Origin of the sequence: Magnetospirillum aberrantis SpK (genome assembly GCF_011022235.1) — a bacterium.
Taxonomy (GTDB): Bacteria; Pseudomonadota; Alphaproteobacteria; order Rhodospirillales; family Magnetospirillaceae; genus Magnetospirillum; species Magnetospirillum aberrantis.
In genome coordinates this window covers 206,394-219,114 of record NZ_JAAIYP010000037.1, presented here as the reverse complement: position 1 = coordinate 219,114, position 12,721 = coordinate 206,394, and the positions used below count along the sequence as shown (strand labels likewise).

Annotated in this window: 11 protein-coding genes and 1 pseudogene; 7 read left to right on the top strand and 5 right to left on the bottom strand. The window is 64.0% G+C overall.

The annotated features are described in order from the left end of the window. Nucleotides 1-21 precede the first annotated feature (21 nt). The 3 genes from speB (at nucleotide 22) to G4223_RS10880 (ending at nucleotide 3,689) form a co-directional block, all read left to right on the top strand. Nucleotides 22-924, top strand: coding sequence for an agmatinase (gene speB, locus G4223_RS10890; protein ID WP_163679140.1), 903 nt, complete (start codon nucleotides 22-24; stop codon nucleotides 922-924). 569 nt (nucleotides 925-1,493) lie between these two features. Continuing rightward, complete coding sequence (locus G4223_RS10885) at nucleotides 1,494-2,906, top strand: homospermidine synthase (RefSeq protein WP_163679138.1); 1,413 nt, start codon at nucleotides 1,494-1,496, stop codon at nucleotides 2,904-2,906. Nucleotides 2,907-3,284: 378 nt separating this feature from the next. Next, complete coding sequence (locus tag G4223_RS10880; RefSeq protein ID WP_163679136.1) at nucleotides 3,285-3,689, top strand: hemerythrin domain-containing protein; 405 nt, start codon at nucleotides 3,285-3,287, stop codon at nucleotides 3,687-3,689. 203 nt (nucleotides 3,690-3,892) lie between these two features. On the opposite strand, the gene G4223_RS10875 is transcribed toward G4223_RS10880, so the two are convergent. After that, nucleotides 3,893-4,132, bottom strand: coding sequence for a YfhL family 4Fe-4S dicluster ferredoxin (locus tag G4223_RS10875; RefSeq protein WP_163679135.1), 240 nt, complete (start codon nucleotides 4,130-4,132; stop codon nucleotides 3,893-3,895). A 327-nt stretch (nucleotides 4,133-4,459) separates the two neighbouring features. Between G4223_RS10875 and G4223_RS10870 the strand changes: the two genes are divergently transcribed. Genes G4223_RS10870 through G4223_RS10860 form a run of 3 tightly spaced genes read left to right on the top strand, consistent with a single transcriptional unit; the run spans nucleotide 4,460 to nucleotide 7,529 of the window. Beyond that, a complete protein-coding gene (locus tag G4223_RS10870) occupies nucleotides 4,460-6,196 on the top strand; it encodes a 2-oxoacid:acceptor oxidoreductase subunit alpha (RefSeq protein ID WP_163679133.1) in 1,737 nt (578 codons plus the stop codon). 3 nt (nucleotides 6,197-6,199) lie between these two features. Beyond that, the gene (locus G4223_RS10865) at nucleotides 6,200-7,036 is read left to right on the top strand and encodes a 2-oxoacid:ferredoxin oxidoreductase subunit beta (protein WP_163679131.1); all 837 of its coding nucleotides are present in this window, start codon (nucleotides 6,200-6,202) and stop codon (nucleotides 7,034-7,036) included. A 16-nt stretch (nucleotides 7,037-7,052) separates the two neighbouring features. Further along, entirely contained in the window at nucleotides 7,053-7,529 is a 477-nt protein-coding gene (locus tag G4223_RS10860) for a ferritin family protein (RefSeq protein ID WP_163679129.1), read from the top strand. Between the two features lie 10 nt (nucleotides 7,530-7,539). Here the strand turns inward: G4223_RS10860 and cimA are convergent, their stop codons facing one another. The 3 genes and pseudogenes from cimA to G4223_RS10845 all read right to left on the bottom strand — a co-directional run bounded on the left by cimA (nucleotide 7,540) and on the right by G4223_RS10845 (nucleotide 11,209). Then, on the bottom strand, nucleotides 7,540-9,192 hold the full coding sequence (cimA, locus tag G4223_RS10855) for a citramalate synthase (RefSeq protein WP_163679127.1): 1,653 nt from the start codon (nucleotides 9,190-9,192) through the stop codon (nucleotides 7,540-7,542). A 366-nt stretch (nucleotides 9,193-9,558) separates the two neighbouring features. Next, a pseudogene (locus G4223_RS10850) lies at nucleotides 9,559-10,362 on the bottom strand (IS256 family transposase); the annotation flags it as partial. 463 nt (nucleotides 10,363-10,825) lie between these two features. Then, nucleotides 10,826-11,209 (bottom strand): response regulator, encoded by a 384-nt coding sequence (locus G4223_RS10845; protein WP_163679123.1) that lies wholly within the window; start codon nucleotides 11,207-11,209, stop codon nucleotides 10,826-10,828. Between the two features lie 158 nt (nucleotides 11,210-11,367). Here G4223_RS10845 and G4223_RS10840 point away from each other — a divergent pair, with 158 nt between their 5' ends. After that, a complete protein-coding gene (locus G4223_RS10840; protein ID WP_163679121.1) occupies nucleotides 11,368-12,282 on the top strand; it encodes a sulfite exporter TauE/SafE family protein in 915 nt (304 codons plus the stop codon). Nucleotide 12,283: 1 nt separating this feature from the next. Here the strand turns inward: G4223_RS10840 and G4223_RS10835 are convergent, their stop codons facing one another. Further along, on the bottom strand, nucleotides 12,284-12,649 hold the full coding sequence (locus tag G4223_RS10835) for a rhodanese-like domain-containing protein (protein ID WP_163679119.1): 366 nt from the start codon (nucleotides 12,647-12,649) through the stop codon (nucleotides 12,284-12,286). Between the last annotated feature and the right edge of the window lie 72 nt (nucleotides 12,650-12,721).

Genomic DNA, 12,721 nt, shown 5'->3' with positions numbered 1-12,721 from the left:
TTTGTCGTCGAAAGCAATTCCATGGCCGCCACGCCCACTTTCGCACTGCCCCCGACTTTCCTGGGCACCACCAACCGCGACGCCGACGCCCCCGTGGTGGTCGCGGGAATTCCGTTCGACCTGGGCACCACCAACCGCCCCGGCGCCCGGCTGGCCCCCAACGCCATCCGCGCCGCCAGCCGCATGCTGGTGGACGGCGAGAACCCGGCCAACTGGCGCGACCCTTCGGCCATGGGAATCGCCGATCTGGGCGACTTCGCCGTGGCCTTGGGCGACATCCCCGCCTCGCTGGCGCTGATCGAGCGTCAGGCTACAGCGTTTTCCCATCTGGTGACGCTGGGCGGCGACCACACCGTCACCTTGCCGCTGTTGCGGGCCTTGCGGAAAAAGGTGGGCGAACCGCTGGCCCTGGTGCATTTCGACGCGCATGTGGACACCTGGCCCGACAATTTCGGACAGGTGCTGGCCCATGGTTCGGTGATGTGGCATGTGATCGAGGAAGGACTGGTCGATCCCACCCGCATGATCCAGATCGGCATCCGCAGCCCGGTGCAAAACGCCGTGGCCGAATGGGCACCGGCCAAGGGCGTCACCGTCGTCACGGCGGAACAGGTGCACCTGTCCAACCCGGCGGCGGTGGCCGAACGCATTCGCGCCGTGGTGGGCGGATGCCCTGCCTATCTGTCGTTCGACATCGACGCCCTGGACCCCGCCTTCGCCCCCGGCACCGGCACGCCCGAGGTGGGGGGACTGGCCAGTTGGCAGGCCATGGGCATCTTGAACCGGCTGGACGGAATGGACTGGCGCGGCATGGACGTGGTCGAGGTGGCACCGCCTTTCGACCACGCCGAAACCACCGCCCTGGCCGCGGCGTCGGTCGCCTGGGCCTATCTGTCGCACCTGCCCCGCCCCCATTCCCGGTAGGTCGCTGGGGAACGCCTACCATTAATCGGGCTTGATCCCCACGAGGACAGCGGGTATATACCTTGTCAGACGCATAACGCACGTGCCTATGGCCCTTGCGGCGATTCGCCGTTTAGCCAGTGGGTGGCCAGGATTTTCCGGCCAGGGGGTCAAGCAACGACGGACGCGTCCTTTTCGGTGGAGAGTCGGTCAGGTGGGCCGGCAGCCCCTTAAGGGAGGTGGACATGGTCGTTACGACCCACGGGAATAACCCGATCCTCATCAATATTTCCAGTATCTGACGACAGTCGGGGAACGCGCCTTTTCGCGTCCCGCCCCCGCTGTCGTCCCGTCGAGCCGCGTTCCTGGGAACCGATGTCCCGGAGGACGCGCCCCGTCGTCTCGCCGCCGCGAGGAGGTTCCGGCCATGCGCCACAAGCGTTTCAAACCATAAGCCTTTCATCCGTCATCGGTGCGAATCCGCATCGGTGGAAAGATGCTTTTGAAGACAACGGGCCGCGGCCCACCATATCCCCATCGCGCAAACAACAGGCCGAGAGGTCAGAATCGTTGAAGAGGAGTTTCAGGAAATGAGCAAGCACGCCACCTTTGCCGGCCAGCTGGTCATCATCGGCTTCGGCAGCATCGGTCAGGGCAGCCTGCCTTTGATCCTGCGTCATTTCGACATGGATCCGTCGCGGATCACCATCATCACCGCCGACGAGCGGGGCCGCGACGTGGCCGAGAAATACGGCATCCGCTTCATCATCAACCCGCTGACGCCCGACAATTACCGTCAGAACCTGACCCACCTGCTGGGCGACGGCGACTTCCTGTTGAACGTCTCGGTGGATGTTTCCTCGCTGGCGCTGATCGAATTGTGCTGGGAACGCGGGGCGCTTTACCTCGACACCTGCATCGAACCGTGGGCCGGCGGCTATACCGACCCGTCGCTGTCGCCGTCCCTGCGCTCCAATTACGCCTTGCGCGAACAGGCGCTCAAGCTCAGGGCCAAGGGTGGCCCCCGCAAGCCGACGGCGGTGCTGACCCATGGCGCCAATCCCGGATTGGTCAGCCATTTCATCAAACAGGGCTTGTTGGACATCGCCCGCGATTCCGGCCTGGACGTGGACGAGCCGGAAACCCGCGAGGAATGGGCGGAACTGGCCGAACGCTTGGGCGTCAAGACCATACATGTGGCCGAACGCGACACCCAGGTGGCCAACGTTCCGAAAAAGGTCGGCGAATTCGTCAACACCTGGTCCATCGACGGCTTCGTCGGTGAAGGTTGCCAGCCGGCCGAATTGGGCTGGGGCACCCACGAACGCCATTGGCCCGACGACGCCCAGCGCCACGATTTCGGCTGCGACGCCGCCATCTATCTGATGCGTCCCGGCGCCAGCACCCGCGTCCGCACCTGGACCCCCCGTGAAGGGAACTTCCACGGCTTCCTCATCACCCATTCGGAATCCATCTCGACCGCCGATTTCTACACGGTGCGCGATGGCGACGACGTGCGGTATCGCCCGACCGTGCATTACGCCTATCACCCGTGCGACGACGCGGTGACCTCGCTGCACGAACTGGCCGGCAAGAATTGGGAAATACAGCCCGAAATCCGCCTGATGGGCCGCGAGATCGTGGACGGCATCGACGAATTGGGCGTGTTGCTGGCCGGACACGACAAGGGCGCCTATTGGTTCGGTTCGCAATTGTCCATCGACGAGGCCCGCGATCTCGCGCCGCACAACACCGCCACCAGCCTTCAGGTCACCGCCTCGGTGCTGGGCGGCATGGTGTGGGCGCTGGAAAACCCCCAGCGCGGCATGGTCGAACCCGAGGACGTGGACTTCCAGCGCATCCTGGAGATCGCCACCCCCTATCTGGGGCCGGTGGTCGGCGCCTACACCGATTGGACGCCACTTGCCGGCCGCGGCCAGTTGTTCCCCGAGGATCTGGACCACGACGACCCGTGGCAGTTCAAGAACGTGCGCGTGTGCTGAGTTGGCCAACGACGCGCAGTTGGATCTGATCCGCATCGGTGCCACCCCCGGCCGCTGGCCGGGGGACGAACTGGTCGCCGAGGCCCAAACCGCCGCCCGCACCGGGCAAGAGGCGACAAGCCTTTCCGTCTCCCCTCCACCACCGCCCGTCATTCATGACGACAGCGGGCGGCAATACACCCTTTCACTAGAACCGCTCAAGAGTGAGGCGAACTGTACTTATGACGAAAGCCATAAGGTAAAGAACCCATGCGTTAATATAAGTACATAGTAAAAACTCTAAAAGTAAGTTATCTCCGGTTTACACCCGATTGCGCACAGCGCCCTCAGGAAGCATTTTCCCCGCACCACGGCAACGCCACCGCCTGGACGGAAAACATGCTGATCTCCTGGAACGAACATTTCACGCTTGGCATAGATGCCATCGACAACGGCCACGGCCTGACCATCGAAGCCATCAACCAGTTGAACGAAGTCGACACGCCCGAGGACAACCGGCGGGTGGCGGCATTCATGCTGCCGCTGTTGCGTCAGCAATTCGCCATGCAGTTCGAAATCGAGTCCCGGTTGTTGGCCAGCCATCCAGATGACCTGCGCATCCAGCACGAGGGCGAACACCGCCGCATGACCGAGGTGCTTGATTACCTCGCCCAATCCTTGGCTGGCGGTTCCGACATATCAGCCATGCTGCTGCTCAATCTGGTGTGCTTTCTGGTGTCGCACCTGCGCGGCAGCGACACCGACACCTATGCCGCCCGCTGCGCGCACCCCTGTGCGGCCTGAGCCCAGGGACACGCCGCCACGGAACACGTTCCCGCCTCCATCTCCGACAGGACACCCCCGTGAGGCGGGAAAAGGGAGGGAGTTTCGGGGGGCCGAGCTCCCTCCCTTCCCCTTGTTTCCAGACAACGAAAAACCCCTGGCGCAGCGACCGCGCCAGGGGTTTTCACATCAATCGACCGCGTGGCCGAAGGCGTAGCCTGGGATCAGGCGTGCAGCGCCTTGTACTTGGCCATCAGCGCGTCCTGGCTTTCCGCCAGACCCGCGACGATGCAGTCAGCCGGGCAGACCAACTGGCACTGGGGGCTATCCTCGGCGCCGACGCACTCGGAGCAACGGTTGGCGTCGATCACATAGATCACGTCACCGGCCGAAATGGCCTGGTTCGGGCAGACGGAAACGCACGCATCGCAGCTGGTGCAATCGTCGGTGATCTTCAGAGACATGGTTCTACCTCTCTCGATTTCCCCCATCGGGCAGCCCGGATGGCAACCCAACTGCTTTGCGTATAGCCCCCGCGACCCCGCCTTGACAATGACAATTCACCTTTTAATGAAATGTCGCGGCACCCCATACTCAGGGCATCAACATTTCGCGCGTGCACCTGCCCGAAGGCACGGGTATGATCCTGCTCTCCGGTGTTGGGCGCCTGTCTTCGCCCGCCGGTCCCTAGGGTCTGCGACAGACGAGGAACTCGCGGCGCGCGCCCGATCGTTGAGAGGTCAAACTATGGCTGGGCCCATCCGACGTGGGCCTTTCGGGGGTATGAAGACATGACCAGAAGTGCTGGTGCTTCCTGTTCCGTTTCCATTGCCATGTGCGGCAGTGGCGGTGCCGGCGTGATGACCGCCGCCAACATGTTGTTGGACGCCGCCGCAGACGCTGGCTATTACGCGTTGTTCGGCCGTTCCGCCGGTCCGCAGATCCGTGGCGGCGAAGCCGCGGCCCTGGTGCGGCTGAGCTCGGAACCGGTCACCTCGGTGGACGACACCACCGAGATTCTGTTGGCCATCGACTGGCAGAACGTGCACCGCTTCGCCGCCGAGCTGCCGCTCGACGCCAAATGCGTCATCATCACCGACCCGACTCAGGGCGACGTTCCCGAGGTGATGGCCAAATCCGGTGCCCGCATCGTCGAATTGCCCATGAAGGATCTGGCCAAGGAAATTCCCGGCGGCCGTCCCAACATGATCGCCCTGGGCGCCATCTGCCAATTGATCGGCCTGCCCATCGACACCGTGACCGAGGTTCTGGGCAAGTCGCTCAAGAAGAAGCGCGCCGACGCCTATGAAGCGTCCGTCGCCGCGGTCAAGAAGGGTGCCGAGGCGGCCGGTTCCATGGGAACCACCAAGCGTTTGCCCCCGGTTTCCGACAAGCCCCTGCGCTGGTCCATCACCGGCAACGAAGGCGCCGGCCTTGGCGCCGTGCGCGGCGGTGTCACCTTCTGCGCCGCCTATCCCATCACTCCGGCCACTGAAATCCTGGAATGGCTGACCGGTGCGTTGCCGAAGATCGGCGGCACCTTCGTCCAGGCCGAGGACGAATTGGCCTCCATCAACATGTGTGTCGGCGCCTCGTTCGGCGGCGCGCCGTCCATCACCGCCACCTCCGGTCCCGGCCTGGCGCTGATGACCGAGGCGCTGGGCATGTCGCTGGCGTCCGAAACCCCGGTGGTGGTGGTCGACGTCCAGCGCGGCGGCCCCAGCACCGGCATCCCCACCAAGTCGGAACAGTCCGACCTGAACATCGCCCTTTACGGCATGCATGGCGACGCCCCCCATCTGGTGGTGGCGCCCAACTCGATCGGCGACTGCATCTTCACCACCCAATGGGCGGTGAATTTGGCGGAAACCCTTCAGGCGCCGTGCATCGTCCTGTCGGAACAGTCCCTGGGCCAAAGCCGCGGCATCATCCCGGCCCCGGCCGACGTGGCCTTCACCGGCAAGCGCTCGATCGCGCAAAGCCCGGCCGAGGGCGAGACGTTCAAGCGTTACGCCCTGACCAACACCGGCGTATCGCCCATGCCGGTGCCCGGCACCCCGGGGTGCCAGTATACCGCCGACGGTCTGGAGCACACCGAGACCGGTCTGCCGTCGTCGCAGGCGGGCGACCACTTCGCCCAAACCGACAAGCGTCTGCGCAAGCTGACCGGCCACGAATACGGCGACCATTGGGCCACCGTCGAAGGTGAAGGCGAACTTGCCGTCATCACCTGGGGTTCGAGCACCGGCGCCGCCCGCGAGGCGGTCGAACGGGCCCGTGCCGACGGCATCAAGGCCAAGCTGATTTCTCTGCGTCTTTTGGCACCTTCCCGCCCCGAGGCCATGGGCAAGGCTCTGGCCGGCGTCAAGAAGGCCCTGGTGGTGGAAATGTCCCAGACCGGACAGTTCCACAAGTACCTGCGGGCTGAATACGACCTGCCGGAAACCCAATTGCTCAACCGTGCCGGCCCGCTGCCCTTCCGCCCGCACGAAATCCATTCGCGCCTTCTTGCCATGGGAGGGAAGTAAGCCATGACCGAGTGCACCGCTATCACCTACACCGCCAAGGACTACAAGTCCGAGGTCAAGCCGGTCTGGTGCCCGGGCTGCGGCGACTACGCCGTGCTGTCCTCCATCACCAAGGCGTTCGCCGACCTGAACCTTGAGCCGCACAATACCGCGGTGATTTCGGGTATCGGCTGCTCGTCGCGCATTCCGGCCTACACCAATTGCTACGGCTTCCACACCATCCACGGCCGTTCGCTGGTGGTGGCCACCGGCCTGAAGCTGGCCCGTCCCGACCTGACCGTCCTGGTCGCCGGCGGCGATGGCGACGGCTTCTCGATCGGCGGCAACCACTTCCTGCATTCATGCCGCCGCAACGTGGACATGACCTATGTGGTCATGGACAACCGCGTCTACGGCATGACCAAGGGCCAGCCCTCGCCCACCACCGAGGCTGACTGGGACGCTTCCGCCATGGCTCCGCCCGGCGGCACCGGCCTGACGCCGTTCAACCCGCTGGCCATCGCGCTGTCGGCCGGGGCGAACTTCGTGGCCCGCGCCTTCGCCGGCGACCCCAACGGCACCGCCGCGCTGATCGCCGAGGGCATCCGCCATCCCGGCTTCTCGTTCATCGCGGTGATGAGCCCCTGCGTCACCTTCCGCGAGGAACAGCGCGACTGGAAGAACGTGGTCCGCAAGACGGAAACCGCCCCGGCCACCGACGCTTCCGAGGCGGCCAAGCGGCTGTTGCAGGACGACGGCTACAATATCGGCGTCCTGTACAAGGGTGATCGCCGGTCGTACAAGCCGGTGACCGGCACCGGCAAGACCGTGGCCGACCTGGACGCCCAGTTCGCCCTCTAGGGATCACGGCCCGGACATGACCAACACATCCGGGCCAGCCCTAACCTCCGCCGACCTTCTCGCCATCGCCCGCGCGGTGGCGGAACGGTCGGCGGAGCGTTATGGGGAACTGGCCGAAGCCTTCACCGTATCGTGCAATCTGGCCACCGCCGAAACCTTCGCCTTGTTGGCGGCGCTTTATCAGGATTTGGCCGAGAGCTTGCCTCCCGCGCCGCCGCCGCCGCGCGGCGCCCTGGACTGGTTCGAACGCTCGCCCGAGATCGCCGATCCCGATTCGGTACATTACATGATGCTGCCGTGGCACGTCTTCGACTTGGCCCAACGGGCCGAGGAACGGGTGGCGGCTTATTGGGACGGCCAATCGGGCGCGAACGAATACGCCAGCGCCAGCAAGACCCGCCGTGACGAGTTCCGCACCCGTCGCGATTCCTGCCCCGCCCCCCATCCGGGATGGTGGGAGGACCAGGACGGCCCCAATTGGGATTCCGACTGAAGGTCCTGTCTCAGCGAATTTCGCGAAAGCGGAACAGCATGTAGGCGATGGAGTCCTGAAGCGCCTCGAGCGAGGCCTCCAGGACGTTGGTGTGCACGCCCACCGTGGTCCAACGATGCCCCTGGCCGTCGGTGCTTTCGATGGTGACGCGGGTCTTGGCCCCGGTGCCGGCCGTGCTTTCGACGATGCGCACGCGATAATCGGCCAGTTCCAGCCCGGCCAATTCGGGATAAGCCCCCATCAGCACGGCGCGCAAGGCCACGTCGAAAGCGTGGACCGGACCGTTGCCCTCGCCCACCTGCATGAACTCGCGGCCATCCACCTCGACCTTGACGGTGGCTTCCGACAGCGTCACCCAATCGCCCTTGGCGTTGCGGCGGCGCTCGTCGATGACGCGATAACGTTCCAAAGTGAAATAATCCGGCACCTGCCCCAGGGCGCGTCGCACCAGCAACTCGAAACTGGCGGCGGCGGTGTCGTAGGCGTAGCCCTCGTGCTCGAGACGCTTGATCAGATCGACCAGATCGGCCACCTCGTGCGGGTCGAAATCCACCTGCATGGCTTCGACCACACGGACCAGCGCGTCGCGTTTGACGCTTTCGATCTCGATCCCCAGATCGGCCATGCGGGCGACGATGTTCGACCGTCCGGCCTGATCCGACACCACGATCTGGCGGGCGTTGCCGACACGAGCGGGATCGACGTGCTCGTAACACGCCGGGTCCTTGGCGACCGCCGACACATGCAAACCGCCCTTGTGGGCGAAGGCCGAAGCGCCGACATAGGGCTGGCTGCGGTTGGGCTTGCGGTCCAGAACTTCGTCCAGGGTTCGGCTGACCGCCACCAGATGCTTCAACCCCTCTTCCGAGATGCCGGTCTCGAACCCCATTTTCAGCATCAGATTGGGAATGATCGACACCAGATTGGCGTTGCCGCAGCGTTCGCCCAGGCCATTGATGGTGCCTTGAACCTGACGCACGCCGGCCTTGACCGCCGCCAGCGAGTTGGCCACCGCCGAATCGGTGTCGTTGTGGCAATGCACCCCCAGCCGGTCACCGGAAATACCGGCGGCCACCACCTCGGACACGATACGCTCGACCTCATGCGGCAGCGAGCCGCCGTTGGTGTCGCACAGCACCGCCCAGCGTGCGCCGTTGTCCAGCGCGGCCCGCAGGGCGGCCAGGGCATATTGCGGGTTGGCCTTGTAACCGTCGAAGAAATGTTCGGCGTCCAGCATGACCTCGGACACACGGGTGCGGGCATGAGCGACCGAATCACCGATCATGCGCAGGTTTTCGTCCAGTTCGATGCCCAAGGCCACCGTAACCTGGAAATCCCATGACTTGCCGACCATGGTCACCACCGAAACGGCGTCATGGGCGAACAGCGCGTTCAGGCCGGGATCGTTGTTGGCCGAACGGCCGGCACGACGGGTCATGCCGAAGGCGGCCAGCCGGGCCTGTCCCAGATCAGGGGGATTGGAGAAAAAGGAATCATCGGTGGGATTGGCCCCCGGCCAGCCGCCCTCGATATAATCCAATCCCAACGCGTCAAGCGCACGAGCAATTCGCGCCTTGTCGGCGGCGGAAAAGTCCACACCTTGGGTCTGGGCGCCATCGCGCAAGGTGGTGTCGTACAGATAAACTCTGGAGCTATTTTCCATTGTTTTTCAACCAATTACAGCCGCAGAAACGCGCTGTGTACAGTTTGTGTATCAGTCCGCTTCACCGCAGATCGCACTTTCAAAGCTAGCGCGTGCAGATCACGGGCGCGTTTCCTGCGCAGGGCCAACAACATATAGAATGCTGGCGCGCGAGCCAACCGAAACGCTCGCAGACACGCGGAACTTTTGCGGAACACTAATTTACATGACGTAAGTTCGTATATTTCTTGCCCCTGAGGTCGAAGCCAGCATTCTTAGAGCCCGTCCGGAAGGTTCTTGAGTCCGATGAATCAGTTGGATCGTGTCCCAGGGATTGGTGTAACAGCGCAGTCGCCGTTTGATCTCCGGCAGGCTTGGCCGGTTTGATCAGGCTGCCGCGACGGGCGGCAGGCTTGTCAGCGGATCATCACCCAAGGGGGCGACGGGTTCCAGGGTCATGTAGCGGGCTCGTTGGACGGCCCATTCGTCGTTCTGCTCCAAGAGGATGGCGCCGATCAGGCGGGTGATGGCTGCTTTGTTGGGGAAGATGCCGACGACCTCGGTGCGGCGTTTGATCTCGCCGTTGAGGCGCTCGATGGGATTGGTCGAGTGCAACTTGGTGCGGTGGGGTTGCGGGAAGTCCATGTATGCAAGGACATCCATCTCGGCTTCGTCCATCAGGTCCGCCAGTTTGCGCGCCCTCGGGCGAAGCTGGTCGGCGACCTGTCGCCATTGGGCATGGGCGGCGGTGGCGGTTTCCTGGGCAAAGGCGGTGCCGATGAAGGCGGAGACGACGCGGCGCCCCTGCTTCCCGGCATGGGCCAGGACGTTGCGCATGAAATGGACGCGGCAGCGTTGCCAGGTGGCGTTGAGCACCTTGTCGATGGTGGCCTTCAGTCCCTCGTGGGCGTCGGACACCACCAGCTTGACGCCGCGCAGGCCACGGCGGGCCAGCTTGCGCAGGAAGTCAGTCCAGAAGGTCTCGGCCTCGCTGGGGCCGATGGCCATGCCCAGCACCTCGCGGCGGCCGGCGGTGTTGGCGCCGACCGCGATGGTCACCGCCACGCTGACGATGCGGCCGTCCTGGCGAACTTTCACGTAGGTGGCATCCAGCCAGACATAGGGCCAGTCGCCCTCGATCGGCCGCTCAAGAAAGGTGGCGATCTTGCCGTCGATCTCGGCGCACAGGCGCTCGGCGGCAAAGCCGATCATCTCGCGCAGCAGGTCGGCGTCTGCGCTCTTTTCCAGCAGGCCACGAAGGCTCATCATCTCATTGGTCATCGTCTTGATCCTTGGTTCGGTTGAAGGTCGCAACCAAACCCTACCGAAGATCGACGATGACCACCCCGAATTCGGGGCCGCCTGGGGATGATGTCTCCGGGCGCTCCGCGCCCTGCGCCATCATCCCCAGGCAAACGCTGCTACACCACTCGATGGGACGTGACCGCGCACTTGTGTCGATACGCCCCGAAACCCGCAGGACAGCGTGAACGCCTGGAAGGCAATCGTGACACCATCCCCTTGATTTTACAGGGGTTCACTACCTTGACATGGAAGGGGTCACAAGTTCGATCCTTGTACCGCCCACCATCGGCCCTCCTGGGGAAACCCCGGGGGGGCCGTTCCCGTTTGGGGCAGTCAGAAGGCAACGGGATTACTGCATCACCAACTGGGCGTAGCCGGCGGCGGTCTCCAACGCCTCGCGCAGTTTCTGCGGCGGCACCGGCTTGGACAGGAACTGGATGTAAGGCCCCAGATGCTGGTTCGAGGCGCGTTCGTCCCAATGCCCGGACAACACAATGGGCATGACGTCGGGATGGTCCTGATAAAGACGCAGGATCAGTTGCTCGCCGTCCATCCCCGGCATGGCGATGTCGGTGACCACCACGCCGATTTCGTTGGTGGTCAACATGTCCAGCGCCTCGGCACCGCTGTTGGCGAACATGATGTTCCACCGCGTTTCGCCGTACAACAGCCTGCGAAGGCCGTTGAGGAGATTTTCGTCGTCGTCGACGAACAGCACGCCCATGCGTTCCATGACATCCTCCCGACCTGTTCTTGACTGTTATTTTAGAACGCCGGTGCCCCCTGCCCCATCCCCATCTGCGGACAAGCCACCTTGTGATTAGACGTCCGCGAACGGGTTTGCTAACGTCTTGGAAGCACACCCCGCTCTTTTCCGGGAACCACACCCCCTTGAGCATCTATCTTCCCATCGCCGGTCTGTCGGTGGACGTCTACGCCCTGTTGGTCCTGGGCGGCGGTGTCGGCTTTCTGTCGGGTCTGTTCGGCGTGGGCGGCGGTTTCCTGCTGACGCCGTTGCTGATGTTCATGGGCATTCCGCCGGCGGTGGCGGTGGCCACCGGCGCCAACCAGGTGGTGGGCGCGTCGGTTTCCGGCCTGATCGCCCATTGGCGGCGCAAGAACGTCGATTTCCGCATGGGGCTGGTGCTGCTGGTGGGCGGCGTGGTCGGCTCGACGATCGGCGTGGCCCTGTTCGGCTGGCTGAAAAGCCTGGGCCAGATCGATCTGGTGATTTCCCTGTGCTACGTGGTCTTCCTGGGCTTCATCGGTGTCACCATGGGCTGGGAATCGCTGATGGCGCTGAAGCGAGGCAGCGGCGGCCCGGCCACCCGCAAGCGCCACCGCCATCCCTGGCCGGGACTGCCGCTCAAGATGCGATTTCCCCGTTCCGGGCTTTACATCAGCGTGCTGATGCCGGCGGCGGTCGGCATGTTCGGCGGCGTATTGTCGGCGATCATGGGGGTCGGCGGCGGCTTCGTCATGGTGCCGTTGATGATTTACATCCTGGAAATGCCGACGGCGGTGGTGGTGGGCACGTCGCTGTTCCAGATTTTGTTCGTCACCGCCAACGTCACCTTCCTTCAGGCGGTGCACACCCAGACGGTGGACGCGGTGTTGATGGTCACGTTGCTGGTGGGCGGCGTGGTCGGCGCACAGATCGGGGCGCGCTTTGGTGTCCGGCTGCGTGGCGAACAACTGCGCCTCGCCTTGGCCTTGATCGTGCTGGCGGTGTGCTTGCGCCTGACCTTCGACCTGGTGGTGACCCCGGACGACCTGTTTACTCTGGAAGCGGCCACGCCGGGCTGAGTCAGGGCTGGACGGTCGGCCCGCCCACCGCCTTCCAACCGAAGATCCCGCCTTCGAGACGATAGAGATCGCCCTTGTAACCGCCCATCAGGGCGCGTTCGGCGGCGGTGCCGCAGCGCACGCCGGAACGGCAATGCAACACCAGACGCTTTCCCTCGGGAATTGGCGGCAATTCGGCCGGATCGAACGACGACAGCGGCATGTTGATGGCGCCGGGGATCGCCTCGGCCCGATATTCCACCGCCTCGCGCACGTCGATCAGAACCACCTCCCCCGCTTCCATCCAGCGTTTGACGTCGTAGGCGGGAACGATGCTGACGCGGGTGTCTTCGGATTCCGGGGACCGGCCGAACAGACGGTTGAACATGGGAATGGAAATCCAGGAATTGGTTTATGACTGCTCTAATTTAGCGTGAGTGGGCACAGATTCAAGATGAAC